The organism is Oerskovia turbata (assembly GCF_000718325.1).
In the GTDB taxonomy this organism is placed as follows: Bacteria; Actinomycetota; Actinomycetes; order Actinomycetales; family Cellulomonadaceae; genus Oerskovia; species Oerskovia turbata.
In genome coordinates this window covers 1-24,444 of record NZ_JOFV01000007.1, presented here as the reverse complement: position 1 = coordinate 24,444, position 24,444 = coordinate 1, and the positions used below count along the sequence as shown (strand labels likewise).

Annotated in this window: 21 protein-coding genes; 10 read left to right on the top strand and 11 right to left on the bottom strand. The window is 73.6% G+C overall.

What is annotated here, in order from left to right:
• Window positions 1-78: 78 nt before the first annotated feature.
• The 4 genes from IE95_RS0109040 to hrpB form a co-directional block, all read right to left on the bottom strand.
• Window positions 79-1,863, bottom strand: coding sequence for a SulP family inorganic anion transporter (locus IE95_RS0109040; RefSeq protein WP_051702938.1), 1,785 nt, complete (start codon window positions 1,861-1,863; stop codon window positions 79-81).
• 268 nt (window positions 1,864-2,131) lie between these two features.
• Window positions 2,132-3,460, bottom strand: coding sequence for a magnesium transporter (gene mgtE, locus IE95_RS0109035; RefSeq protein ID WP_030151299.1), 1,329 nt, complete (start codon window positions 3,458-3,460; stop codon window positions 2,132-2,134).
• A gap of 108 nt (window positions 3,461-3,568) precedes the next feature.
• Window positions 3,569-4,129 carry a dihydrofolate reductase family protein gene (locus IE95_RS0109030; protein ID WP_030151298.1) on the bottom strand — a complete coding sequence of 187 codons (561 nt, stop codon included), beginning with the start codon at window positions 4,127-4,129 and terminating at the stop codon, window positions 3,569-3,571.
• 127 nt (window positions 4,130-4,256) lie between these two features.
• The gene (gene hrpB, locus IE95_RS0109025; protein ID WP_206053307.1) at window positions 4,257-6,728 is read right to left on the bottom strand and encodes an ATP-dependent helicase HrpB; all 2,472 of its coding nucleotides are present in this window, start codon (window positions 6,726-6,728) and stop codon (window positions 4,257-4,259) included.
• Window positions 6,729-6,877: 149 nt separating this feature from the next.
• Here hrpB and IE95_RS20655 point away from each other — a divergent pair, with 149 nt between their 5' ends.
• Window positions 6,878-7,255: a hypothetical protein gene (locus IE95_RS20655; RefSeq protein ID WP_030151296.1), complete on the top strand. Its 378-nt coding sequence runs from the start codon at window positions 6,878-6,880 to the stop codon at window positions 7,253-7,255.
• Between the two features lie 109 nt (window positions 7,256-7,364).
• Complete coding sequence (gene yidC, locus IE95_RS0109015) at window positions 7,365-8,321, top strand: membrane protein insertase YidC (protein WP_051702937.1); 957 nt, start codon at window positions 7,365-7,367, stop codon at window positions 8,319-8,321.
• Between the two features lie 31 nt (window positions 8,322-8,352).
• Here yidC and IE95_RS0109010 read toward each other — a convergent pair whose 3' ends face one another.
• Window positions 8,353-8,949 carry a dihydrofolate reductase family protein gene (locus IE95_RS0109010; RefSeq protein ID WP_030151294.1) on the bottom strand — a complete coding sequence of 199 codons (597 nt, stop codon included), beginning with the start codon at window positions 8,947-8,949 and terminating at the stop codon, window positions 8,353-8,355.
• Between the two features lie 82 nt (window positions 8,950-9,031).
• Entirely contained in the window at window positions 9,032-10,240 is a 1,209-nt protein-coding gene (locus tag IE95_RS0109005) for a beta-ketoacyl-[acyl-carrier-protein] synthase family protein (protein ID WP_030151293.1), read from the bottom strand.
• Between the two features lie 445 nt (window positions 10,241-10,685).
• Between IE95_RS0109005 and IE95_RS0108995 the strand changes: the two genes are divergently transcribed.
• Window positions 10,686-12,839, top strand: coding sequence for an MMPL family transporter (locus IE95_RS0108995; RefSeq protein WP_051702936.1), 2,154 nt, complete (start codon window positions 10,686-10,688; stop codon window positions 12,837-12,839).
• Window positions 12,840-12,984: 145 nt separating this feature from the next.
• Window positions 12,985-15,372: an ATP-binding cassette domain-containing protein gene (locus IE95_RS0108990; RefSeq protein WP_030151291.1), complete on the top strand. Its 2,388-nt coding sequence runs from the start codon at window positions 12,985-12,987 to the stop codon at window positions 15,370-15,372.
• Between the two features lie 194 nt (window positions 15,373-15,566).
• Here the strand turns inward: IE95_RS0108990 and IE95_RS0108985 are convergent, their stop codons facing one another.
• From IE95_RS0108985 to IE95_RS0108975, 3 genes are all read right to left on the bottom strand, one after another.
• A complete protein-coding gene (locus tag IE95_RS0108985) occupies window positions 15,567-16,145 on the bottom strand; it encodes a Dps family protein (protein WP_030151290.1) in 579 nt (192 codons plus the stop codon).
• 143 nt (window positions 16,146-16,288) lie between these two features.
• The gene (locus IE95_RS0108980; protein ID WP_030151289.1) at window positions 16,289-16,936 is read right to left on the bottom strand and encodes a MarR family transcriptional regulator; all 648 of its coding nucleotides are present in this window, start codon (window positions 16,934-16,936) and stop codon (window positions 16,289-16,291) included.
• A complete protein-coding gene (locus tag IE95_RS0108975) occupies window positions 16,933-17,355 on the bottom strand; it encodes a hypothetical protein (protein WP_030151288.1) in 423 nt (140 codons plus the stop codon). The genes IE95_RS0108980 and IE95_RS0108975 overlap by 4 nt, the downstream gene beginning before the upstream one ends.
• A 57-nt stretch (window positions 17,356-17,412) precedes the next feature.
• Here IE95_RS0108975 and IE95_RS0108970 point away from each other — a divergent pair, with 57 nt between their 5' ends.
• Window positions 17,413-18,729, top strand: a complete 1,317-nt coding sequence (locus IE95_RS0108970) for a PEP/pyruvate-binding domain-containing protein (protein ID WP_084690066.1) — start codon at window positions 17,413-17,415, stop codon at window positions 18,727-18,729.
• A gap of 239 nt (window positions 18,730-18,968) precedes the next feature.
• On the opposite strand, the gene IE95_RS0108965 is transcribed toward IE95_RS0108970, so the two are convergent.
• Complete coding sequence (locus tag IE95_RS0108965; protein WP_030151286.1) at window positions 18,969-19,280, bottom strand: ArsR/SmtB family transcription factor; 312 nt, start codon at window positions 19,278-19,280, stop codon at window positions 18,969-18,971.
• Window positions 19,281-19,343: 63 nt separating this feature from the next.
• On the opposite strand from IE95_RS0108965, the gene IE95_RS0108960 reads away from it, so the two are divergent.
• From IE95_RS0108960 to arsA, 4 genes are all read left to right on the top strand, one after another.
• Window positions 19,344-20,420 (top strand): flavin-containing monooxygenase, encoded by a 1,077-nt coding sequence (locus tag IE95_RS0108960; protein WP_030151285.1) that lies wholly within the window; start codon window positions 19,344-19,346, stop codon window positions 20,418-20,420.
• Entirely contained in the window at window positions 20,417-21,631 is a 1,215-nt protein-coding gene (locus IE95_RS0108955; RefSeq protein ID WP_129429580.1) for an MFS transporter, read from the top strand. The genes IE95_RS0108960 and IE95_RS0108955 overlap by 4 nt, the downstream gene beginning before the upstream one ends.
• Before the next feature lie 99 nt (window positions 21,632-21,730).
• A complete protein-coding gene (locus IE95_RS0108950; protein WP_084690033.1) occupies window positions 21,731-22,114 on the top strand; it encodes an arsenic metallochaperone ArsD family protein in 384 nt (127 codons plus the stop codon).
• Between the two features lie 5 nt (window positions 22,115-22,119).
• On the top strand, window positions 22,120-23,898 hold the full coding sequence (arsA, locus tag IE95_RS0108945) for an arsenical pump-driving ATPase (protein ID WP_030151282.1): 1,779 nt from the start codon (window positions 22,120-22,122) through the stop codon (window positions 23,896-23,898).
• Between the two features lie 67 nt (window positions 23,899-23,965).
• On the opposite strand, the gene IE95_RS21345 is transcribed toward arsA, so the two are convergent.
• Complete coding sequence (locus tag IE95_RS21345) at window positions 23,966-24,247, bottom strand: DUF2180 family protein (RefSeq protein ID WP_084690032.1); 282 nt, start codon at window positions 24,245-24,247, stop codon at window positions 23,966-23,968.
• Window positions 24,248-24,322: 75 nt separating this feature from the next.
• Here IE95_RS21345 and IE95_RS21060 point away from each other — a divergent pair.
• Window positions 24,323-24,444: FAD-dependent oxidoreductase (locus IE95_RS21060; protein ID WP_248700175.1), on the top strand; the 122-nt coding region annotated here is incomplete at its 3' end.

The following is a 24,444-nucleotide window of genomic DNA, read 5'->3' as shown; positions in this document are numbered from 1 at the left end:
TAGTGCCGCGCCCGGCCGACCGCGAGCGAAGGACGGCGGGCCGGCGCGAGGTGAGCGGCGGCGTCGGGCAGGAGGGCGTCAGGCGGGCGGCGTGTCCGCCGGGGCCTCGCCCGTGCTCCCGGCCGCGGCGGGCAGGAGGTCGCGCAGCGCGGAGTCGACGTCGGGGTAGGCGGGTGGCAGGTCGTCCGGCCCGACGGCGCCGCGCAGCACGTCCCGCACCTGGCCGACGTCCCGGGCCAGAGCCAGGCGCGCACCGACCCGCTCGAGGTCCCGGGCCAGGGTCACGAGCATCTCGGCGGCCTCGACGTCCACGAACGGCACGGTCTCGGCGTCGAGGACCACGACGCGCGGCGAGGTGTCCGCGGCCAGGGCGCGCACGGTCGCGCGCACGGTGTCGGCGTTGGCGAAGAACAGGCCCGACTCGACGCGGACGACGAGCGCCCCCTCGACGCTGGTTCCCCCGTCCTTGCCCGTGGCGATGCGCCGCGCCCGGTCGACCCACACACCGTGCGAGCTGCGCACGAGCACGGCGACGTGGGGGCGCGAGGCGCGGCCGAGGAGCAGGAACAGCGACAGCACGATCCCGAGCACGAGGCCGGGCAGGGTGTCGAGGACGAGGACGCCGACCATGGCCGCGAGCGCCGTCCAGAAGTCGTGCCGGGCCGCTCCCCCGTACAGGGCCGTGGCGCGCGGCGTCGCGAGGCGGTACAGGTGCCGCAGGGCCTTGACGTCGACGAGCTCGATCACGGCCGCGATGACGACGGCCGCGAGCGTGGCCTCGGGCAGGGACTCGAACACGGGCGTGAGGAAGAGCAGGGTCAGGAGGGTCAGGGCGGCCGCGACGAGGCCCGAGACCTGGCTCTTGGCCCCCGCGCCGCCGTTGACCGCGGTCTTGGACAGGCTGCCGTTGACGACCATCCCGGACGCGAACCCTGAGCCGAGGTTCGCGGCGCCCATGCCGAGCAGCTCGCGGTTGGCGTCGATGTCGTAGCCCTCGCGCGAGGCGTACGCCTTGGCGGCGCCGAGGGCCTCGGCGAAGCCCACGAGCACGACGCCCGCGGCGGGCCCGACGAGGTCGGTGTACGCGTTCCAGTCGACGCCGGTCGGGAGGCCGAGCGTGGGCAGGCCCGCCTGGATGGGGCCCACGATGGCGACGCCGTCGTCGTCGAGCCCGAGCGTCACGACCAGGGCGATCCCGATCCCGACCACGACGAGCGAGCCCGGCACCTTGGGCAGCCAGCGCTTGATCGCGAGGACCGCTGCGAGGGACCCCAGGCCCAGGACCACGGTCAGGGGGTGCGCGGTGCCGAGCTCGGTGAGGATCGCCCAGAGCTTCTCGAAGAAGTTCCCCTCGCCCTTGTCGACGCCCAGCAGGGCGGGCACCTGCCCGATGAGGATCGTGAGCGCGAGGCCCACGATGAACCCCTTGAGCACGGGCTCGGAGATGAACGAGGCCAGGAACCCGAGACGCGCGATGCCCGCGACGAGGCACAGCACGCCGGTCACGAGCGCGACGGCCGTGGTCAGCGCGACGAACGCGGCGTCGTCGCCGGGCCGGAAGGCCGCGACCACGCTCGCAGACAGCGCCGCGGTCGCGGACATGGGCCCCACGACCAGGTGGCGCGAGCTGCCGAACGCCGCGTACAGGATCAGCGAGGGCACCGCGGCGTACAGGCCCACGACGGGTGAGACGCCCGCGATGGTCGCGTACGCGAGCGACTCGGGCACCAGGACGGCCCACACGGTCAGGCCCGCGACGACGTCGCTCCGCAGCCACGCCCCGCGGTACCCGTGAAGGGACGCGAACACGAACCACGGTCGCCGTGCCGTGGTCGCCGTGGTGGCGCTGGTACTCGTCGGCATGTGCCCGCCTCTCGCCCGTGGGCGCCGTGCGCGCCTCCCGGGCGAACGTATCCGCGCGTGAGGTGGTCGGCATCAGGAAGACCGTCCTGCCCGACGGCGCCGCTCTCGTCCGCGTCCCGTCTCACGTCGCGCGGGGCACGGGGCACGGGGCGTCCGCGAGGTGTGCACGCCCGCCTCGTCTCCCTGCACCCCGGGAGCACGGACGGGCACGACGGGCAGGTCCGTGGCGCGCAGCCGCCGCTGGACCGAGCGCCGACGCGAGAGGACCTCAGATGCCCAGGACCACCTTCGCGACCGAGAAGTAGATGACCAGCCCCAGGGTGTCGACGAACGTCGAGATGAAGGGCGCCGCGACGATCGCCGGGTCGATGCCCACGCGGCGCGCCAGGATCGGGATGCTCGACCCGACGGTCGTCGCGAGCAGGCACACACCCACGACCGTGATCGCGAGCACCTGCGCGATCGGCACGCCCGCGACCCAAGCCGCCGGACCGAAGCCCACCGTGGCGAGCACCGTCCCGAGCAGGAGCCCCGTGAGCATCTCGCGCCCCACGACGCGCAGCAGGTCACCGCGACGGACGTCGCCCACCGCCAGGGCGCGGACCACGGTCGTCGCGGCCTGCGACCCCGCGTTCCCGCCCGTACCGATGAGCAGCGGGATGAACAGCGCGAGCGCCACGACCGCGTCGAGCTCTGCCTCGAAGTAGCTCTGCACACCGACCGTGAGGCTCGCTGCGACGATCAGCAGCAGGAGCCAGACCACGCGCGCCCGCACCAGCCCCAGGACCGAGACGCTCAGGTACGGGCGGCGCAGCGGCTCCGAGCCGCCGACGCGGGCCGAGTCCTCGTCGTCCTCGGCCTCGAGGATGCGCATCGCGTCGTCGACCGTCAGCACGCCCAGGAGGCGACGCTCGTGGTCGACCACGGGCACGGCGACGTACCCGCCGTCGCGCACGACGTTGGCCGCGTGCTCCTGGTCGTCCCTCGCCTCGACCGTCACGGCCGGGGACATGACGTCCTCGACCAGGGCGTCCGGGTCGCTCACGAGCAGCCGCCGCAGCGACACGACGCCCTCGACCACTCGGCCGGCGCCGAGCACCGGCACGGTGTAGATCGTCTCGACGTCGTCGCCCGCCCGGCGCAGCGCCTCGAGGGCTCCCGCGACGCTCGTGCCGCGCCGCACCGAGGCCACCCGGGGCGACATGCGCCGGCCCGCGCTGTCCTCGGGATACCCGAGCAGCGCGGTCGTCAGGGCCCGCTCGTCGGGCCCCAGCCCGCCCAGGAGCCGGGCCGCGACGCCCGCGGGCAGCTCGTCGAGCAGCGACGCCCGGTCGTCCGGGTCGAGGGCCGCGAAGATCTCCGCGGTCGCCTCCGACCGCAGCGCCTCCACGAGCTCGGCCTGGATCGCCGGGTCGAGGTCCTCGAAGACCTCGACCGCACGCCCCTTGGGCAGCAGGCGGAACGCGACCGCGCGCCGCTGGTCGCCCAGACGCCCGAGCTCGTCGACGACCTCCTGGGTGTCCATGCTCGCGATGCGGTGCTGCAGGTCCTCCAGGTCGTGGGGTCGCTCGGTCCGGGGCTCGGAGTGTGCGCGCATGGCCCCACCTTCTCAGGGCGGCCGACGGGCGGCCTGGTGGAGTCGCGCGACGTGACGAGGCCCACGGCGCGACGGGTTCCGGGCACGGCCCGGGCACGGGGCGACGGCTCAGCGTGCGACGCGGTACCTCGTGTAGACCACACCGCCCGCGAAGCAGCGCTCGTCGAGGACCTCGAGGTCGAGCCGGACGCCCGCGGGGTAGAAGGACGTCCCGCCGCCCACGATCACGGGGTGCACGAAGACGCGCAGCTCGTCGACGATCCCCGCCGCGAGCGCCTGCGCCGCCAGGGTCGGGCCGCCGATGCCGACCTCGCGCTCGGCGGCGTCGACGAGGGCGCGGGCGGCGACCGGGTCGAAGGTCCGCTCGACGCGTGTGCGCACGACGCCCGGGTCGTCGAGCGTGGTCGAGTACACGACCTTGTCCACGTCGCGCCAGATGCGCGCGTAGTCACGGACGGCGGGCGACTCGTCGTCGAGCATGGCGGGGTCGTCCCAGACGCGCATGACCTCGTAGACGCGGCGTCCCAGGAGGAACGTCCCGACGGAACGCTCGAGGTCGTCGACGAACGCGTGCACCTCCTCGTCGGGGGCGCTCCACCCGAACGCGCCCGAGGCGTCGGCGACGTAGCCGTCGAGGGACATGAGGCCGGTGCAGGTCAGCAGCGCCACGGTGCACTCCTAGGTGTCGGCGGGTGTCTGGGGGTGTCGGCGGCCCCCTGGGACTGGACCGGGTCCCCTCCTCGGGCAGGCGCGTCGTCAGCCTACTCCGGGCGGGTCGGCTCCCCCGGGGGCCCGGTCAGGTCGTGGGGTCCTCGGGCCAGTCGTGCTTGGGGTAGCGGCGGCGCAGCTCGGCGCGCACCTGCGCGTACCCCGTTCCCCAGAAGGACTCGAGGTCCGCGGTGATCGCGGCGGGGCGCCTGGCCGGGGACAGCAGGTGCAGCAGCACGGGCACGCGCCCGTCGGCGACGCGTGGCGTGGCGCGCCACCCGAACGCGTCCTGGACCGTGACGGCGAGCACGGGCTGGTCGCCGGTGTAGTCGAGGCGTGCGCTGCGGCCCCGGGGCAGGTCGACGCGCACGGGGGCCAGCTCGTCGAGCCTTCCCGCGGCGGGCCACGGCAGCAGGCGCCGCAGGGCGCTGGTCACGTCGAGGCGCTGGAGGTCGGCGGCCTTGCGGACCTTGGCGAGGTCGGGCCCGAGCCACGCGTCGAGTCCCGTGAGCAGGGCCTCGTCGGACACGTCGGGCCACGGGTCGCCCAGGGTGCGGTGCAGGAACGCGAGGCGGTGCCGCAGCTCGCGCGCGGGCTCGCGCCAGGGCAGGACGTCGAGCCCCTCGCGCTCGAGCCCGGTCCGCAGCGCCGCCACGACCTGGTCGGCGGGCGGGTCGGTGACCTTCTGCGAGGCGATCTCGATCGCGCCGAGCCGGGTGGTGCGCCGCGCCTGGATGCGCCCGTCCGTCCACGTGACGGTCTCGTCCTCGCGCAGGGCCGAGGACGCGGCTTCGTACGCGAGGTCCTCGTCGACGGGCGCGGCGGACCGGATCGTCGCGTCGCGCCTGCTGGCGTCGCGGTCGGCGTCCGCGACGGCGAGCCAGTCGTAGCCCGCGAGCGGGGAGCCCGGCGGCAGCGCGGCCCCCGTGCCCGACGTCATGAGGTACGTGGTCCCGTTCGGCCGCCTGCGCGCGACCCGGTCGGGGTGCGCGAGCGCGACGACGAGACCGACCGCGAGGTCCAGGCTCAGGTCCTCCCGGCGGCTGCGCCCCGGGGCGGCGACGAGCCCCTGGAGCCGCTCGGCCTGCGCACGCCACGCCCCGCTCGCCGGACCACCCCGCCGGGCGCCCCGCAGGGCCGCGACGAGGTCCGCCCCGGGTGCGCGCACGTCGTCGGACAGGAGGGCGACGACCTCGGCGGCGAGCCGCGGCCCGACGACGTCGCTCGCGTCCAGGAGGGCGCGCGCGAGCCGGGGGTCGGCCGGGACGCGCGCGATCTCGCGTCCCCGCGGGGTGACCGTCCCGTCCGGGTGGACCGCGCCGAGGGCCTCGAGGGTCGCGCGCGCGACCGTCATCGCGGCCGCGGGCGGGGGGTCGAGGAGCGCGAGCCCCGTCCCGTCCGGGCTCCCCCAGCACGCGAGCTCGAGCGCGAACGCGACGAGGTTCGCGGTGAGGATCTCGGGCGTCGGGTGCGCGACGAGCTGGGCGTGCTCGCCCGGCGACCAGCAGCGGTACACGGCCCCCGGCCCCTCACGTCCGGCTCGCCCGGCGCGCTGCTCGGCCGCCGCACGGCTCACGCGGACCGTCACGAGACCCGCGAGGCCGCGTCGGTGGTCGGTGCGCGGCTCCCGGGACAGGCCCGCGTCGACGACCACCCGCACCCCGGGCACGGTGAGCGAGGACTCGGCGACCGCCGTGGAGACCACGACCCGGCGGCGCGGCCCGGGCGCGAGGGCCAGGTCCTGCTCGCGCGCGGGCAGCCGCCCGTGCAGGGGACGGACGTCGGCCTCGACGCCGGCCAGGCGGCGCGCGACGCCGTCGACCTCGCCCGCGCCGGGCACGAAGACCAGCACGTCGCCCGCCTGCTCGGTCAGCGCCCGGCGCGTGGTCGCCGCGACGTGGTCGAGGAACGCGCGCGGCACGCCGCGCTCGTCGAGCCGCGGCCCGGGCGAGGGCGCCCACACCTCCTCGACGGGGAACAGGCTGCCGTCCGCGACCACGACCGGGGCGGGGTGCTCGTCGCCCAGGAGGCTCGCGGTGCGCTCGGCCTCGATCGTCGCGGACATCGCGACGAGGGCCAGGTCGGGGCGCAGCGTCGCCCGCACGTCGACCAGCAGCGCGAGGGTCAGGTCGGCGTCGAGGTGACGCTCGTGCACCTCGTCGAGCACGACGACGCCCACCCCGGCCAGCTCCGGGTCGCGCTGGAGGCGGCGCAGCAGGACACCGGTCGTGACGACCTCGACGCGCGTCTGCGGCCCCGTCCGGGACTCGCCGCGCACCGAGAAACCCACCGTGCGCCCCACGGGCTCACCGAGCAGGTGCGCGAGGCGGCGCGCCGCGGCCCGGGCCGCGATCCGGCGCGGCTGGGTCACGACGACCCGCCCCGCGGGCAGTGCGGCCGCGAGCGCCGGCGGGACGAGGGTCGTCTTGCCCGTGCCGGGAGGGGCCTGGAGCACGGCGACGCCCCGGTCCCGGACGGCACCGGTGAGCTCGGCCAGGTGGTGGCGGACCGGGAGATCGGGCGGGGAGGCGAGCAGGCGGGCGATCGGGTCCTGGTCCACGGGGCCATTGTCCCCCGCGCCTCGACCGGGGCGGCCACGGGCGGAGGTCACGGGGCTGCACGCGGGCGTCGAGCGGGCCCCGTGCCGCGGGCGTAGCGCTACCCTGGGCTGGACGAACGACCGACGACCGGGGCGCAGGAGGTGGGAACGTGCGGGCAGACCGTGTCGCGCGTGGAGGCACCTCGCTGCGCGTGCGCTACGACCGGCTGACCACGACGTCCTCGGCCCGGGCCGTGGCCCTGGTGCCGCTCCTGACGGTGCTCGCGCTCGCCGTCGGGCAGTCGTTCGGTACGTCGTCCCTGGGCGGTGTCCTCTCCCTGCTCGGTGCGGCGACGCTCGCCGCCACCGCCGGGGCGCTCGGCGTCGCGCTCGCGTGCGTCACGGTCGCGGTCCTGCTGCTGCTCGCGGTGCCCGTCGGCCCCGAGCCCGTGCCGCTGCCCGCACCCGTGCGCCAGCACAGCCCCACGGCCCCCGGACGGCCCCAGCCGCGAGCGCCGGGAGCGAGCCCGCTCCCGCGCGCCGCCTGAACCTCCAGCACTCGCCCCGAGCCGTCGTCGGTCCGGGGCCCTGCCGGTCCCTGCGGAACTGGCGCGGGAGCTCCACGCTCCCCCTCCCCTCCACCCGCAGGAGTCCACCGTGCCCGTCGTCGATGCCCTCACCCATGCCCTCTCCACGCTCGTCCACCCGATCCAGCTGGTCGTCGCCTGGATCCTCGTCCGTCTCCACTCGGCGCTGACCGCGCTCGGCCTCGACCCTGCCGGGGGTGCCGCGTGGGGCCTCGCGATCGTCGGCCTGGTCGTGATCGTCAGGCTCGTGCTCGTCCCGCTCGTCGTCGTCCAGGTCAGGGGCATGCGGGCGATGCGCCTGGCCTCGCCCGAGATCCGCCGGATCCAGGAGAGGTACCGGGGCAAGAGCGACCCGGCGAGCCGGGACGCGGCCCGCCGCGAGCAGCAGGAGCTCATGGCGCGGACCGGCGCCAACCCGCTCGCGGGCTGCCTGCCGATTCTCGTGCAGGCGCCGGTCCTGTTCGCGCTGTACTCGGTGCTCTCGGGCATCGGCCGCCAGGTGCCCGTCGGGGCGCTGACCGGTGACCTGGTCCGTGAGGCCGACGCCGCGACGCTCCTCGGCGCGCCCCTGTCGGGGACGCTGACCGGAGCCTTCACGGGCGGTGCCGCGGCGGGCAGCCTGGCCGGGGTCCTGGTGCCCGCCGTGCTGATCGTCGTGATGTACGCCGCGCAGGTCCTGACCCAGCGGCTGAGTGCGCGCGCCCACCCGGTCGACCCCACGAGCCCGCTCGCACGGCAGCAGGGCACGTTCGCGTTCGTGCTGCCCGCGGTCTCCGCGGTCGTGGCCGTGGGCTTCCCCGTGGGTGTGGTCCTGTACTGGGCGACGTCGTCGCTGTGGGGGCTCGGGCAGCAGCTCGTGATCGGTCGCCTCGTGCCGTCGGGCGACCAGGACGTGGCGCGGGCGTCCCGACCCGCGACAGCCGAGGTCCCGGCCGACGAGCCCACCGGACCCGCTGTCTCCGCGCGCGTCGGCGGGCAGCGACAGCAGCCGCGTCGCGGCACGACGAGGAGGGCCCGCAGGGGCTGAGACCGGCCCGGGTCCGCGCCGGGCGCCCCGCTCAGTCCGTCGCGTCACGCACGTAGGTGACGATGACGACCCCACGGGGGGTGACGATGCTCTCGGTCAGCGTGAAGCGGGCGAGGTGGGCGCGCTCGTCGAACATGCGCTTCCCGGACCCCAGGACGACCGGGAAGAGCAGCAGGCGGTACTCGTCGACGAGGTCGTGCTCGGCGAGCGCCCGGACGAGGGTTCCGGCCCCGAGCACGACGACGTCGCCGTCGGTGCGGCCCGTGAGGTCCGTGACGGCGCGGGGCAGGTCGCCGCCGACCAGGTGGGAGCCCTGCCAGGTGAGGTCGGCGAGCGAGGTCGTCGAGGAGACGACGTACTTCGGCATCCGGTTCATGGCCGCGATCGCGGGCTCGGAGTCGTCCGCCTGCGCCCAGGCGTCCCGGAGGATCTCGTACGACCGGCGCCCCAGCAGCAGGCCCGCGGCGCCGACCGTCGCCCTCTGCATGAACGCGTCGACCGTCTCGTCACTCAGCGGTGGGACCCAGCCGCCGTGCGCGAAGCCACCGTCACGGTCCTCGTCGGGCGACAGGGGCGCCTGGATGACCCCGTCGATGCTGAGAAAGTTCACGACGACTACGCGGCCCATGGCCGACCTCCTGGTGGCTCGTGTCGATCTGTCCGGCGGGTGGACCGAGTCCGGCGTGCGAACTCATCGGTCGCGCGGTCCCTCAGTCGCGAGAGAGCACGACGCTCACGCTGTGCCCGCCGAACCCGAACGCGTCGACCAGCGCGTGACGCGCCCTCGTCGGCCGTGCCGTCCCGTGCACCACGTCGAGGTCGATCGCGGGGTCCAGGTCGTCGACGTTGAGCGTGGGCGGCACCACGCCGTCGCGCAGCGCGAGCAGCGCGACGACGACGCCGAGCGATCCCGAGGCCCCGAGCAGGTGGCCGGTCGCCCCCTTGGTCGAGGTCACGGGTGGAGGGTCGGGCAGGGCCGAGCGCAGCGCGTCTGCCTCGTTGCGGTCACCCACGGGGGTCGAGGTCGCGTGGGCATGGACGAGCCCCAGGTCGCGGGGCGACAGCCCGGCCGAGCGCAGCGCGAGCGTCACGGTGCGGGCCTGGTTCTCGGGGTCGCCGCCCACGATGTCGTAGGCGTCCGAGGTGAGCGCGGCCCCCGAGACGACGCCCAGGACGCGTGCGCCGCGCGCCCGGGCGTGCTCCTCGTTCTCCAGGACGACGATCGCGGACCCCTCGCCCATGACGAACCCGTCGCGCGCCGCGTCGAACGGTCGCGAGGCCCGCTCGGGCTCGTCGTTGCGCGTCGACATGGCCCGCGCCTGGGCGAAGGCCGCGAGGGAGAACGCCTGGACCCCTGCCTCGACTCCCCCGCACACGACGACGTCCGCGGTGCCTGCCAGGATCATCTCGCGTCCCGTGGCGATGGCCTCGCTGCCGGCGGCGCACGCACTGACCGGGGCCCGCGCACCGGCCCGGGCGCCCAGGTCGATCGACAGCCAGGCCGCGGGGCCGTTGGCCATGAGCATGGTCACGGCGTGCGGGGAGACCTGGCGGTGGCCGTGGGCGTCGAAGAGGCGGCTCTGGGCGAGGGTCGTCGCGATGCCGCCGTTCGCGGAGCCGACCACCACGGCCAGGCGGGTCGGGTCGACGTCGGGGCTCCCGGCGTCGGCCCAGGCCTCCCTGCCCGCGACGAGCGCGAGCTGCTCGGCGCGGTCGGTGCGGCGCAGCAGGCGCACACCGAGCGGTTCGGCGAACGCGTCGTCGACGCGCGCGGCGATCCGCACGGGCAGGTCGCGTGCCCACTCGTCCGTGATCACCCGGACGCCCTGGTCCCCGCCCACGAGGGCGCCCCAGGTCCCCGGGGCCGTCGACGACAGCGGTGTCACCGCCCCGATCCCCGTCACCACCGCTCGCGTCATGGTGCCTCCCCGGTCGTGCCCGCGTGCCCAGTCGGGGACTCGCGTGCGCCCTGCCTGCACTGTAGGACGCACGTCTCGACCCTGCTCCCCACCGATCCACCCGCGGTGCCGAGCATGCTCGGCACGACCCTGACCCCCACGACCGGCATCTTCCGTCGACCACTCCGCGCACCCCGGGCGCCTCAGGCTCCCCAGGCGGCGCTGACCCAGCCGATCCAGGGCTGGATGGGCAGCGACGCACCGTTCGAGATGGGGCCCGAGTACGCGCCCACGCGGGGTCGAGGCGATCCGCGCGGCCCTCCTCGACGAGACCGCGAGCGCCTGACGGGCGCGACGCGCCGGGTGGTGGTGGTCACCGGCCCGGCCCCCGGTTGTCGCCTCCGGTCACGGGTGCCACGCTGGAGTGGTCGTGAACCGGGTTTCTCCCGCGCGGGAAGGCACGCCGATGTTCCGCAGCATCGCTCGGACCGTGATCGCTCACCCGTGGCGCGTGATCGGCGTCTGGGTGGTCCTCGCGGCCGCGGTCATTGTCTTCGCGCCGAACCTCGACGACTACACGACGGGAGACCAGCAGTCGTTCCTGCCCGCGTCGTTCGAGTCGGTCGAGGCGCAGGACGTGGGCGACGAGAACTTCCCCGCGCAGTCGGGGGCGACGGGCAGCCTGGTCGTCGTCCGGTCCGACGGCGCGGCGCTCACCACGGACGACCAGGCCACCGTCGCCGGGCTCGCGACGATGCTCCAGGGCGACGCGATCCCCGGGGTGGTCTCTGTGCAGGAGACCCCGCAGTCCTTCTCGCAGGACGGCCGGACCGCTGCCCTGTCGGTCGCGTTCGACGGCCAGCCCGGCGACGAGGCGGTCGACGACGCCGTGCCCGCGCTGCGTACCGCGACCGACGCGGCCCTGCAGGGCACCGACCTGACCGGCGCGCTCACGGGCAACGCCGCGATCCAGGTCGACACGACCACGGCCTACGCCGCGGCCGAGCGGACCATCACGATCGCGACCGTCCTGCTCATCGTCGTCCTGCTCGGACTCGTGTTCCGCAGCCCCGTGATCGCGGTGATCCCGATCGTCGTGATCAGTGTGGTGCTCTCGGTCGTCACGGGCCTGACGGCATGGCTCGCGGACCTGCTCGACTTCCAGGTCAGCGACACGCTCCAACCGATCCTCGTGGTCGTCCTGTTCGGGATCGGCACCGACTACATCGTGTTCGTCCTGTTCCGCTACCGCGAGCACCTGCGCCGGGGCGAGAGCCACCACGAGGCGCTCGAGGCGTCGGTGGGGGTCGTGGGCAGGGTCGTCGCGTCCTCGGCGCTCACCGTGATCGGGGCGTTCGCGGCGCTGCTGTTCGCGCGGCTCGAGTCGCTCAGCACCCTCGCGCCGGGCCTGATCGTGGCGGTTGCAGTGATGCTCGTGACGGCGCTGACGCTCGTCCCGGCACTCTTCGCGCTCCTCGGCCGGGCGCTGTTCTGGCCGCTCGGCCCGGGCCACGACGCCCGCCGCAGCCCGTTCGCGGCCCTCGGGTCGTTCGCGGCCCGCCGACCCGCCGTCCCTGCGCTCGCCGTCGGGGCCGTACTCGTGGTGCTCACGCTGTTCGCCTCGGGCTACAAGGCGACGTACGACACGCTCGACGAGCTCCCCGCGGACACCGCCTCGCGCCAGGCCTACACGACGCTCGACGCGTCCTTCCCCGCAGGCGCCCTGAGCCCCACGCAGGTCTACGTCGTGGGGACCACGCCGCTCGACCCGACCGCGCTGACCACGCTCGCGACGAACCTCGCCGCGGTCCCGGGCGTCACGTCGGTCGCACCACCCACCGCCACGACCGACGGCACGGCCGCCCTCCTCACCGTGGTGCTCGCCGACGACCCGTACTCCGACGCCGCCATGGCCACGGTCGAGGGGCCCCTGCGCGACGCCGCGCACGGGTCGGTCCCCGGCGCGCAGGTCTACGTCGGGGGCCAGACGTCGGCGTTCGTCGACGTGCGCGACCAGCTGCGGGCCGACACCCTGCGCGTCTTCCCCGTCGCCGCCGTCATCATCGTGGTGATCCTCGGGCTGCTGCTGACCGCCGTCCTCGGAGCCGTGAACCTGCTCGTGTGCGTCGCGCTCACGTTCACCGCGACCCTCGGCGCGGTCGTCCTGCTCTACCTGCACGCGCTCGGGTACGCCGGCATCGACTTCTCGATCCCGATCGTGCTGTACCTGTTCGTCGTCGCGATCGGCACCGACTACAACATCCTGATCGCCGCGCGCATGCACGAGGAGTACCGCGCGGGCGCGACCTCGCGCGAGGCCGCGCGCATCGCGATCACGCAGGACGCGCCGACCGCGGCCGCCGCCGGGATCATCCTGGCCTGCACGTTCGCCTCGCTCGTGCTCACCGGCATCGCCAACCTCGCGCAGCTCGGTTTCGGTGTCGCGGTCGGGATCGTCACCGCCGCGTTCCTCATGGCACCGCTGCTCGTCCCCGCGCTCGCCGCGCTCGAAGGGCGGGCGTTCTGGTGGCCCACGCGGCGGGCCGCCGTCGGCCACCCCCAGGCCGAGGCCGAGCCGGGGCCCGCCGACGCTCCCGCGGACGTGGCGCCGTCGGGCTGAGAGGTGCTGCGTGACCGGGACGGACCCGTGACCGCCGGCCCTCCCCGTGCCCCGTCGGTGCCGGGCCCTAGGCTGAGGCGGACGAGAGACGACATGCCCGGCCGCAGGCTCTCGCGCGCCTGCCGACCCGACAGATGGAGAGACCATGAGCACGGTCACGAGGACGGACGAGTCGTCCGCACTGCCCCTTGCCGACAGCCACGACATGATCCGCGTGCAGGGTGCGCGCGAGAACAACCTCAAGGACGTCAGCGTCGAGATCCCCAAGCGCCGGCTCACGGTCTTCACCGGGGTCTCGGGCTCGGGCAAGAGCTCCCTGGTGTTCGGCACGATCGCGGCCGAGTCGCAGCGCATGATCAACGAGACGTACAGCGCGTTCCTGCAGGGCTTCATGCCCTCGCTCTCGCGGCCCGAGGTCGACCACCTCGAGGGGCTGACGACGGCGATCATCGTCGACCAGGAGCGCATGGGGGCCAACCCGCGCTCGACGGTCGGGACCGTCACGGACGCGAACGCGATGCTGCGCATCCTGTTCAGCCGCCTCGGGCAGCCGCAGATCGGCTCGCCGCAGGCCTACTCGTTCAACGTGCCCTCGGTGTCCGGCAGCGGCGCGATCACCATCGAGCGGGGCGGCAGGACGCAGGCCGAGAAGGCGACGTTCCACCAGCTCGGCGGCATGTGCCCGCGCTGCGAGGGCATGGGCAACGTCAACGACTTCGACCTGACAGCGCTCTACGACGACAGCCTCTCGCTCGACGAGGGCGCGCTCACCATCCCCGGCTACACCATGGACGGCTGGTACGGGCGCATCTACCGCGGCTCCGGGTTCTTCGACCCGACCACGCCGATCAAGGACTTCTCGAAGCGCGAGCTGCACGACCTGCTGTACAAGGAGCCGACCAAGATCAAGGTCGACGGCATCAACGTCACGTTCGAGGGCCTGATCCCCAAGATCCAGAAGTCGTTCCTGTCGAAGGACGTCGACGCGATGCAGCCCCACATCCGGGCGTTCGTCGAGAAGGCCGTGACGTTCCAGACGTGCCCCGAGTGCCACGGGACGCGCCTGAGCCCCGAGGCACGGTCGTCGAAGATCGCGGGCACGAGCATCGCCGACGCGTGCCAGATGCAGATCACCGACCTCGCGGAGTGGGTCCGCGGGCTCGACGAGCCGTCCATGGCCCCCCTGCTCAAGGGCCTGCAGCACCTGCTCGACTCGTTCGCCGAGATCGGCCTGGGGTACCTCTCGCTCGACCGACCGTCCGGGACCCTGTCGGGCGGCGAGGCCCAGCGCACCAAGATGATCCGCCACCTCGGCTCCTCGCTCACCGACGTCACGTACGTGTTCGACGAGCCGACCATCGGTCTGCACCCGCACGACATCCAGCGCATGAACGCCCTCCTGCTCCAGCTGCGCGACAAGGGCAACACGGTCCTCGTCGTCGAGCACAAGCCCGAGGCCATCGCGATCGCGGACCACGTCGTCGACCTCGGCCCGGGCGCGGGGACCGCGGGCGGCGAGGTCGTGTTCGAGGGCACGCTCGACGGACTCCGGGCCTCCGGCACCACCACGGGCCGCCACCTCGACGACCGCGCGACGCTCAAGGAGACCGTGCGCACAGCGAGCGGGCGGCTCGAGATCCGGGGAGCGAGCGAGCACAACCTGCGCGGCGTCGACGTCGACGTGCCGCTCGGCGTGCTGTGCGTCGTGACGGGCGTGGCCGGGTCGGGCAAGAGCTCGCTCGTCCACGGCTCGGTCGCGGGGCGCGAGGGAGTCGTCGTGATCGACCAGAGCGCGATCCGCGGCTCCCGGCGCAGCAACCCTGCGACCTACACGGGCCTGCTCGACCCGATCCGCAAGGCGTTCGCCAAGGCCAACGGGGTCAAGCCCGCGCTGTTCAGCGCCAACTCCGAGGGCGCGTGCCCGGTCTGCAACGGCGCGGGCGTCATCTACACCGACCTGGGCGTCATGGCCACGGTCGAGACCACGTGCGAGGAGTGCGGCGGCAAGCGGTTCCAGGCGGCCGTGCTCGAGTACACGCTCGGCGGGCGCGACATCGCCGAGGTCCTCGCGATGTCGGTGACGGACGCGGAGAGGTTCTTCGCCGAGGGTGACGGCCGCATCCCCGCGGCCCACTCGATCCTGAGCCGCCTCGTCGACGTCGGGCTCGGGTACCTGAGCCTGGGCCAGCCCCTCACGACGTTGTCCGGCGGCGAGCGCCAGCGCATCAAGCTCGCGACGCAGATGGGCGCCAGGGGCGACGTCTACGTCCTCGACGAGCCGACCACGGGCCTGCACCTGGCCGACGTCGAACAGCTCCTCGGGCTCCTCGACCGGCTCGTCGCGGCGGGCAGGTCGGTCATCGTGATCGAGCACCACCAGGCCGTCATGGCGCACGCGGACTGGATCATCGACCTCGGTCCGGGCGCCGGGCACGACGGCGGGCAGGTCGTCTTCGAGGGCACCCCCGCGGACCTCGTCGCGGACCGCTCGACCCTCACGGGCGAGCACCTCGCGGCGTACGTGGGCGGCTGACCGCCCCGTGCGTACGGCCTGAGGCCGCGAGCGCCCACGGCGGCAGGCCCAGGGCCCGACGGCGCCTCCCGGACCCGGGCGGACCGGTACGCGGTCGCGCAGGGCGAGCGGCGCCGTCGGGCCGTGCGCGTCTGCGGTGCAGACAGCAGCGAGCCCCTCTCCCCGTGCGGGGAGAGGGGCTCGGTACCGGTCGTTCAGGCTTCCTTCTTGGCCGCGGCCTCCGCCGCGCGGGCCGCACCGCGCTCGGTCGTGGCCCCCGACGTCGAGAGCTCGCCACCCGTGGACTCGAGGTGCGCACGCACGAACCAGTGGAACAGCTCGAGCTCGTGCAGGTGACCGACCAGGAGGTCGTTGGTCACGTCGTCGAGCTCTTCGGTCTCGGTGGCTGCCTTGCGGTGGTCGGCGATGACACCCTGGTAGACCTCGTCGAGCGCTCCGAGGTGCGCGATGGTCGAGGCGCGCCCCAGGGAGTAGTCCTTCCAGGTACGCTCGGCGACGATCGCGCCAGGGGTGCCCTGCGGCGGGACGCCGAGGGTCGCGATGCGCTCGGCCGTGGCGTCGACCATCGCGCGGACCGCGTCGACCTGCGGGTCGATCATCTCGTGGACCGCGATGAAGTGCGGCCCCACGACGTTCCAGTGGATGTGCTTGAGGGTCAGTGCCAGGTCGTTGAGCGCGTGCAGTCGCATCTGCAGGATCTCGGCGACCTTCCCCCCGTCCTCCAGGGTCAGCGACGGGACGGTGTACTCGGGCAGCTCCTTGCGGACAGCCATGTATTCCTCCTCGATGCTCGGTCCATCAGCGCCTTGCGCTCCTTCCATCGTGGCCCGGGTGCCGTGCGCTCGCAGGTCGAGGGGTCGTGATCGCCGTCACGCTCACCTCTCGACGCCCGTGGCCGTGCGGGACGTCCCGACGCTCAGCGCTCGGCCCCGCGCTCGGCCCCGCGGTCGATCCCGAGCGTCGCGACGAGGTCCTCATGCAGCTCGAACCACACGCGGTGGCACGAGTCGACGTCGCTGCCGTCGACCCAGCGGCCCTCGCCCGTGCGGGCTTGGCCCAGCGCGGCGGAGAAGCGGTCGTGGTACCCGCCGCACCTGGCCAGGACGTCGCCGAGCAGGCGTGCGAGCGGGGCGAGGTCGTCGCCGATCGCGGCGAGCTCGTCCAGGACCGCGCCGTCCCACGAGGGGTCGGTGTGGTCGTTGGGCGTGAGCCGCGCCCCCGGCACGGGCCGCAGCTGCCAGTCGGTGCATGCCCGCTGGACGCGCGCGTTGAGGGGCAGGAACTCGTGGTGGGCGTCGCGGACGTCGTCGGCCCGGCCCGTGGCGGTGAGCTCGGCGGCGAGCCGGCGCTCGTTCTCGTCCCGCCCCGATCCGGTCAGCGACCAGCCGCTCAGGTCGGCGAACGCGGAGCGCTGCACCCACCCGTGGGCCTCGAGGTCGCCGAGCAGCTCGGCGGTCTCGGCCCGGTCGAGGTCGAAGCGACGGGCGAGGGTCGCGGTGTCGGCGAACCCGCAGATGCGGACCGCGTGCAGGACGAGCAGGTCGACCGGGGAGTCCTGGGTCATGGGCGGTCCTCCTGCCGGGCCGCGAGGCGGTGGAAGTGCTGCTGGCACGCCTGCGGGGAATTGAAGCCTGTCGCGTCGGCGATCTGTGCCCAGGTCAGGCCTGCGCTGCGGGCCGTGAACAGCAGGCCGCTCTCGAGGGCGTCGACCTCGGCGCGCGCGGCGGGCAGCAGGGCCAGCGCGTCGAGGAGTTGCTCGGGCGGCAGGTCGGCGGACCGCCAGAGCGCGAACCGTGCCAGGTCCACGGCCGACGGCGGCACGGCTGCGGGCTGCCACGGCCTCGGTGCGAGCGCGTCGGCACCCCGCTCCAGCAGGTTGGTGCGGGCGTCCTGCTCGCGGCGGGCCTGGGCGTGGTCGGCGTGCGTGGCCCGTCCCGCTTGAGGGGCCCGCGCTGCGGGAGCGGTGTCGTCGTTGCGAGGCATGCGGCGATCCTGCACAATCAACGAAATGTTGTCAACGATCTGTTGAAGGCGGTGAAGGTGCTCGTTCCGCTGGAGGCGGCCGCGCGCGAGACGTGCGGCGGCAAGGCCACGGCGCTCGGCGCGCTGCTGCGGGCAGAGTTGCCCGTCCCCGACGGCTTCGTGGTGCCGTTCGACGCCCACCGGGAGGCGATCCCCCACGACGCGCTCCGCGACGCACTCGCCCCCGCCCTGCACACACTCGGCTCGCCGCCCGTCGCGGTGCGATCCTCGGCCGCGGGCGAGGACACGGCCCAGGCCTCGGCGGCGGGCCAGCACGAGAGCGTGCTCGCGGTCCAGGGGCCCGACGACGTCGCGCGCGCCGTCCGCGCCTGCTGGGCCTCGCTGCACTCGCCACGGGCGGTCGACTACCGCGCAGGCCTCGAGAGCGCGCGCGGCGGTGCGGGCGCGGCGTCCGGCGGGGCAGGCGCGGCGTCCGGCGGGGCAGGCGCGGCGTCCGGCGAGCCCGCCATGGCCGTGCTGGTGCAGCGCCTCGTCGACGCCGAGGCCGCCGGGGTCATGTTCGCACCCGAGACCCCGGGGGACACGACCGTGATCGAGGCATCCTGGGGGCTCGGGCCCCCGATCGTGGGCGGCAGGGTCACACCGGACACGTACCGGGTCGTGGCGCACGAGACCCTCGGCCGCGGGGCCGTTCGCGTGGCCTCGCGCGTCGTCGCCGACAAGCAGACCCGGCTCGACCGGGACGGGACCGGCCTGGTCGTGCACGAGGTGCACACGGACGACCGGTGGCGGCCGACGCTCGACGACGCGACCGTCCTCCGCCTCGCCCGGCTGGGGTGGCGTGCGGCGGACCTCCTCGGCGGGCCGCAGGACGTCGAGTGGGCGCTCGCGGACGGCGCGCTCTGGATCGTGCAGGCCCGGCCGGTCACGACTCCGCTCCCGGCGTCGTCTGCCGACGCCACGGGGTGCACCCCGCCGCTCGGCGCCGCGAGCCTGCTGCGCGGGGCCGCGGGCAGCTCCGGCGTGGCGACGGGACCAGCCCGGATCGTCCGCGGCCCGGCCGACTTCTCGCACGTCCGCCCTGGCGACGTCCTGGTCTGCCCCTTGACCGACCCCGCTTGGACTCCCCTGCTGCGCGTCGTCGCGGGGGTCGTCACAGAGACGGGAGGCGTGCTGTCCCACGCCGCGATCGTTGCCCGCGAGCGCCGCATACCTGCCGTCCTGGGGGTCGCGGGTGCGACCGGGCTGATCCCCGACGGGAGCGTGGTGACCGTCGACGGCGAGGCCGGGAAGATCACGGTCGAGGCCTCGTCCAACGAGGCGTCGATCGCTCGGAGCGAAGAGCACCCGTCATCACCAGCAGGACCCCGATGACCGCCTGAGACGTCCACCTCGACCGCCACGGGGGCGGCCCGTGCCGCCGGTGAGCCGACCGACGTCGGCCATCGACGACCAGGGGCTGCTTGGGCCCCCGATCCGCACCGTCGCGAGAGGTTGAAGTCTGGACAGGCCGCGACCCCTGGTCGCGTCGCGGCCGCACCCGGGGCACGTCCCGCACAAGGCGCACTCGCCCCAGCCGATGGCACCGTGCCGGACGTGAACCACCTGCTGCGTCAGCAGCAGGTCTGGAGGTAGGCCTGCAGATCTGCCAGCGCGCGGGTCATGCCGTCGCGGTCTGCTCGATACAGGACGACCTTGCCCTCGCGGCGCGCCGTGACAACGCCGGCGCGGCGCAGGGTCTTGAGCTGTTCAGAGGCAGTCGACTGTCCGATATTCGCCTGCTCGGCGACCTGTCCTACTGAGAGCTCGGCGCCCCGGGCGAACAGCAGAAGGATGGCCTGGCGGGTGGGGCTGGCCAGTGCAGTGAGGAAGTCCTGCGTCCCCTGGCTCAGCTCAGCGGGCTGGAGCGTTGCGGGCTGGGTCATGTACCGATCCTATCTTTCATATCGTCGTTTTGCCATATCGCGATGTCACGATATGTTGACCGGATGACTTCCTCTACACCTGTGATCATCGTGGGCGCGGGCCAGGCTGGCCTTGCAGCAGCTGGTGCCGCGCGCGCCGTTGGCCTGGACCTGCTCGTCCTGGAGGCTGGTTCTCGGCCGACGGGGTCATGGTCTGGCTACTACGACAGCCTTCGCCTCTTCTCCCCCGCCCGCTACAGCGCCCTGCCCGGCCTGCCGTTCGGTGGTGATCTGGATCGCTACCCCACCAGGGACGAGGTCGTGGAGTACCTCGAGCGCTATGCCGAGCACGTGGGCGTGGAGATCCGCACGGGGGCCCGGGTCGAGTCAGTCGAGCAGGCTGGCGCCGAGTTCACGGTACGGACGAACGACGGGCAGGAACGGCGCGCGGCGGCGGTGATCGCGGCGAGCGGATCCTTCGGCTCTCCGGTCCTACCGGCCCTACCGGGGCTCGAGTCCTTCACGGGCCAGGTGCTGCATTCGGCGACGTACCGCAGTCCGCTCGACTTCGCCGGCAAGCGGGTCGTGGTCGTCGGTGGCGGCAACTCCGCGGTGCAGATCGCCCACGAGCTCAACGGTGTGACCCAGGTGCGGTTGGCGACCCGGTCGCCGATCACGTTCGCCGCCCAGCGCCGAGCAGGGCGCGACCTGCACTACTGGTTCAAGCTCACCGGCTTCGACGTTCTGCCCACGCCGTGGATGCAGCGTCTGGTGACCAAGCCGCTGGTGCTGGACACCGGCACGTACCGGTCGGCGATCGCCTCTGGGTCTCTAGACCGCCGGGAGGTGTTCTCCGAGCTGACGGGCAGCGAGGTCGTGTGGGCCGATGGGACCCGCGAGCAGGTGGACGCCGTGATCCTCGCGACCGGCTTCCGCCCCGCGCTAGAGTACCTGCGACCACTGGGAGCACTCGACGACCTGGGGTCCCCACTGCACCGCGGCGGGATCTCGACCACCCATCCCGGACTGGGGTATGTCGGCCTCGAGCTGCAGCGCTCGTTCTCCTCGAACACCCTGCGAGGTGTGGGTCGCGACGCGGCTCACGTGGCCACCGTGCTCGCCTCGCGGATCCGCGATCGCCGTTCACCGGCGCGACGGTGAAGACACCTTCTCACCTCGAGGGCTGGCCGCGCGTGCGCGCGGGCGGTCCCCGGGGGGCGTTGGCGACGTTGTGCCTGACCCAGATCGTGGGGTGGGGCGTCCTGTACTACTCCTTCCCGGTCGCCCTGCCCGCGATCACCGCAGACACGGGCTGGTCGACGACGGCCTCGATGGGCGCCTCCTCCTTGGCCCTGGTCGTGGCTGCGGGCGCCGGTCTCCTGGTCGGGCGGGTGATCGACCGCCGTGGCCCCCGGGCCACGATGACCGCCGGGTCGGTGATCGCCGCCGCTGCAACCCTGGGAATCGCCGCGGCGCCGTCACTGTGGTGGTTCGCGGCGGCTTGGGTGCTGGCCGGGGCGGCGCAGGCGATGGTGCTCTACGCCCCCGCCTTCACCGCGCTCACCCGCTGGCACGGCCCCGCCCGCGGCCGGGCGCTGATGATCTTGACGCTGGTTGCCGGACTGGCGAGCACCATCTTCGCCCCCGTCACGGCCGCCCTGGTCGACCACCTCGGGTGGCGCCAGGCCTACGTCGTCCTCGCCATCCTGCTCGCCCTGACCACGATCCCCGGACACGCTCTGGGCCTGCGGGCGCCGTGGCCGCCCACTCCACCACACTCCCCCGGCCCAGGCCCCTCGAGTCGCCGCACGATCACGACCAGCAAGCCGTTCATCCTGCTGACGGTCGCCACGTCGCTGACCGCGTTCGCGCTGTTCGCCGCGACCATCCACCTGATCCCGATGCTGACCTGGCGAGGCCTGTCCCCGGCCGCAGCAGCGTGGGCCCTGGGCCTGTCCGGCGCCGGGCAACTCCTGGGGCGCATCGCGTACGCACCACTGGTCGCACACACGACACCAGTCACCCGCACCGTCGCACTGCTCGGTCTCGCGGGCGCCACCATCGCCCTCGCGGGCCTGCTACCCGGCCCGGTCGGCGCACTGCTCGCGGCCGCCGTCATCCTGGGAATCGCCCGCGGCGCCTACACCCTCCTGCAGTCCACGGCCGTCAGCGACCGCTGGGGCACAAACGGCTTCGGACACCTCTACGGGATCCTCAACGCCCCCACCGCCCTCGCCATGGCCCTGGCCCCCTGGGCAGCCAGCGCACTGAGAGACGCCACCGGGTCCTACCCCATGACGTTCGCCCTCCTGGCCGCCGTCGCCGCGCTCGCCGCACTCATCGCTCTCGGGACCCGAACCGCCCATCCCTGACCCACAACCTCGCATTGACAAACGTCGATGCGTTAGCCAGGATCTGGCATATCGAAGTTCTTCGATGTGTTGATCGGATGTCTCTAGGAGGACAGCTCTATGTCGACAGTGGTGCTTTTCGACGGTCAGTCGTGTTGCAGCCCGGTGCGCGGGCGCGAGGAGTCTGCGCAGGCCGTGGCCCAGTTCGTGGCCGACGCGCAGTGGCTCCAGGAGCAGGGCGTGGCCGCGCGGCGAGTGACGATCAGCTCGGCCCCGGAGGAGTTCGCCGGGACCCCGGCCGTCGCTGAGCTGATCTCGGTGCAGGGCATGAACGCCCTGCCCGCCCTGACGGTGGACGGGAAGCTGGTCGCCTCGGGCCGCTACCCGGCGCGTGCCGAGCTCGCCCAGTGGTGCGGACTGGGCGCCTCGGACGAGGTCGCACCCGATGCCCCGACCGGTGCTGGCACGTGCTGCGCCCCGGTCACCGCAGAGTCGGGGCGGTGAGGGCGATGCTGCACGCGATCGAGAATGCGCCGCGCTTCGTGTTCTTCACCGGCAAGGGCGGGGTGGGCAAGACCTCCCTGGCCTGTGCCACCGCGGTGGCCCTGGCCGATGCTGGCAAGCGTGTCCTGCTGACCAGCACTGACCCGGCCTCGAACGTCGGGCAGGTCTTCGGGCAGTCGGTCGGTACCACCATCACCCCGGTGACCTCGGTCGAGGGCCTCAGCGCCGTCGAGGTCGACCCGAACCAGGCAGCCGCCGACTACCGCGACCGGATCGTGGGACCGGTGCGCGGGGTTCTGCCGCAAGAGGTGCTCGACGGGATCGAGGAACAGCTTTCGGGCGGCTGCACGACAGAGATCGCCGCGTTCGACGAGTTCACGTCGCTGCTGACCGACGAGCGCGTCCTGGCCGAGTTCGACCATGTCGTGTTCGACACCGCTCCCACCGGTCACACGATCCGCATGCTCCAACTCCCGGCCGCCTGGACGGGCTTCATCGAGTCCGCCGACGGCGCCGTCTCCAGCGTAGGCCCCCTGGCCGGCCTGGCGAAGAACAAGGAGAAGTACGCTCGCGCGGTCGACGCCCTGGCCGACCCCGCCGCCACCCGCCTGGTGCTGGTCTCACGCGCACAGAGCGCCGCGCTGGGCGAGGCTGCCCGGACCGCGGGCGAGCTCGCAGCGCTCGGCATCAGCGAGCAGTACCTGGTCGTCAACGGGATCCTGCCCGCCGACGCCGCCCTCGGGGACCCGATCGCCACCGCGGTGCACCACCGTGAGGTGGCCGCCATGGCCGACGAGCCCGAAGCCCTGCGTGGCCTCGTGCACGATCACGTCGCCCTGCGCCCGGCCAACGTGATGGGCGTCGACGCGCTACGCGCCCTGCTCTCCGAGGCGCCGTCCTCCACGGCCAAGGGCGCCGCGGACGGTAGCGTCGAGCGGGTCGAGATGGACAACCTCGCAGACCTCGTCGAACAGATCGCAGCCGACAGGCACGGGCTGATCATGACGATGGGCAAGGGCGGGGTCGGCAAGACCACCCTGGCCGCGGCGATCGCGGTCGCCCTCGCCCGCCGCGGACTGCCGGTGCACCTGACGACCTCCGACCCGGCCGCCCACCTGCAGGACGCGATCGGGGAGGCCGGCGACCTGCTGAAGGTCTCCCGCATCGACCCGGACCTCGAGCGCGAACAGTACAAGGCGCACGTCATGGCAACCCGTGGCGCCGGGCTCGACGAGGCAGGCCTCGCGGTGCTCGCCGAGGACCTCGAGTCTCCGTGCACCGAGGAGATCGCCGTCCTGCACGCGTTCTCCGCGATCGTGGCCGAGGCCAAGAACTCGTTCGTCGTGATGGACACCGCCCCCACCGGGCACACCTTGCTCCTGCTCGACGCCGCCGGCGCCTACCACCGCGAGGCGGTGCGTCAGCTCGGGACGGACGAGGCCACGCTCAACTCCACGCTGGGGACCCTGCAGGACCCGGCTACCACGCGCATGATCATCACGACCCTGCCCGAAGCCACACCCGTGATGGAAGCCACCGCGCTCCAGGACGACCTGCGCCGCGCAGGCATCGAACCGTGGGCGTGGGTCGTCAACCAGTCCCTCAACGGCCTCGATCTGACCTCTCCCCTGCTGCGCACGCGCGCGAGGGCAGAGGTCCCGCTCCTGCACCAGGTCCGCGACGAGCTCGCCACCCGCAGCGCTCTGGTTCCCCTGCAGAGCACCGAACCCCGCGGGGTGTGCGCACTGGCCGCACTCAGCGAGCACCAGCCCGCTCGCGTCTGATCACCCACCCCACAAGAGAGGGGGCGCCGTTTCGGCGCCCCCTCTCCTCGAAGCGACGCAGGCGGACCTAAACCAGGACCCGACCCGAAGCGCACCGACCGCCAGCTCGAGCCGCCGTCGACCTGTCCGCCGCCCCGCGTCCGCACCCACCCATGCTCGCCCCGTGACACGTGTCGCAGCACAGCTGCCGGCTGGGCTCGTTGACCGTCGGGTTGCCGACGCTGGAGTAGGTGACGTTCTCGACTTCGCACTCCCGCACGTGCTCAGCGCACAGCCCCGCCCCGCAGTGCGGACAGACACCGATCGCGGTCTCGACGTGCCCGGCCTTGGCGTGCTCGTAGCAGTTCATCGTTCACTCCTTGTTGTATCGAAGTTCATCGATGCCACCTTGCATCCTTATATCGACGCGTGTCAACATAGAAGCATGTCGATACAAGATGTGCGGAGCGTCATCATCGTGGGTTCGGGCCCCGCTGGGTACACGGCTGCTGTGTATGCCGCGCGTGCGGGTCTTGAGCCCTTGGTCCTGGCGGGTTCGATCACTGC

Bases quoted from the DNA above. Each gene is read 5' to 3' on its own strand.
- IE95_RS0109040 (WP_051702938.1), bottom strand. From the start codon at position 1,863: ATGCCGACGAGTACCAGCGCCACCACGGCGACCACGGCACGGCGACCG.
- mgtE (WP_030151299.1), bottom strand. From the start codon at position 3,460: ATGCGCGCACACTCCGAGCCCCGGACCGAGCGACCCCACGACCTGGAG.
- IE95_RS0109010 (WP_030151294.1), bottom strand. From the start codon at position 8,949: ATGGGCCGCGTAGTCGTCGTGAACTTTCTCAGCATCGACGGGGTCATC.
- IE95_RS0109005 (WP_030151293.1), bottom strand. From the start codon at position 10,240: ATGACGCGAGCGGTGGTGACGGGGATCGGGGCGGTGACACCGCTGTCG.
- IE95_RS0108995 (WP_051702936.1), top strand. From the start codon at position 10,686: ATGTTCCGCAGCATCGCTCGGACCGTGATCGCTCACCCGTGGCGCGTG.
- IE95_RS0108990 (WP_030151291.1), top strand. From the start codon at position 12,985: ATGAGCACGGTCACGAGGACGGACGAGTCGTCCGCACTGCCCCTTGCC.
- IE95_RS0108985 (WP_030151290.1), bottom strand. From the start codon at position 16,145: ATGGCTGTCCGCAAGGAGCTGCCCGAGTACACCGTCCCGTCGCTGACC.
- IE95_RS0108980 (WP_030151289.1), bottom strand. From the start codon at position 16,936: ATGACCCAGGACTCCCCGGTCGACCTGCTCGTCCTGCACGCGGTCCGC.
- IE95_RS0108975 (WP_030151288.1), bottom strand. From the start codon at position 17,355: ATGCCTCGCAACGACGACACCGCTCCCGCAGCGCGGGCCCCTCAAGCG.
- IE95_RS0108965 (WP_030151286.1), bottom strand. From the start codon at position 19,280: ATGACCCAGCCCGCAACGCTCCAGCCCGCTGAGCTGAGCCAGGGGACG.
- IE95_RS0108960 (WP_030151285.1), top strand. From the start codon at position 19,344: ATGACTTCCTCTACACCTGTGATCATCGTGGGCGCGGGCCAGGCTGGC.
- IE95_RS0108950 (WP_084690033.1), top strand. From the start codon at position 21,731: ATGTCGACAGTGGTGCTTTTCGACGGTCAGTCGTGTTGCAGCCCGGTG.
- arsA (WP_030151282.1), top strand. From the start codon at position 22,120: ATGCTGCACGCGATCGAGAATGCGCCGCGCTTCGTGTTCTTCACCGGC.
- IE95_RS21345 (WP_084690032.1), bottom strand. From the start codon at position 24,247: ATGAACTGCTACGAGCACGCCAAGGCCGGGCACGTCGAGACCGCGATC.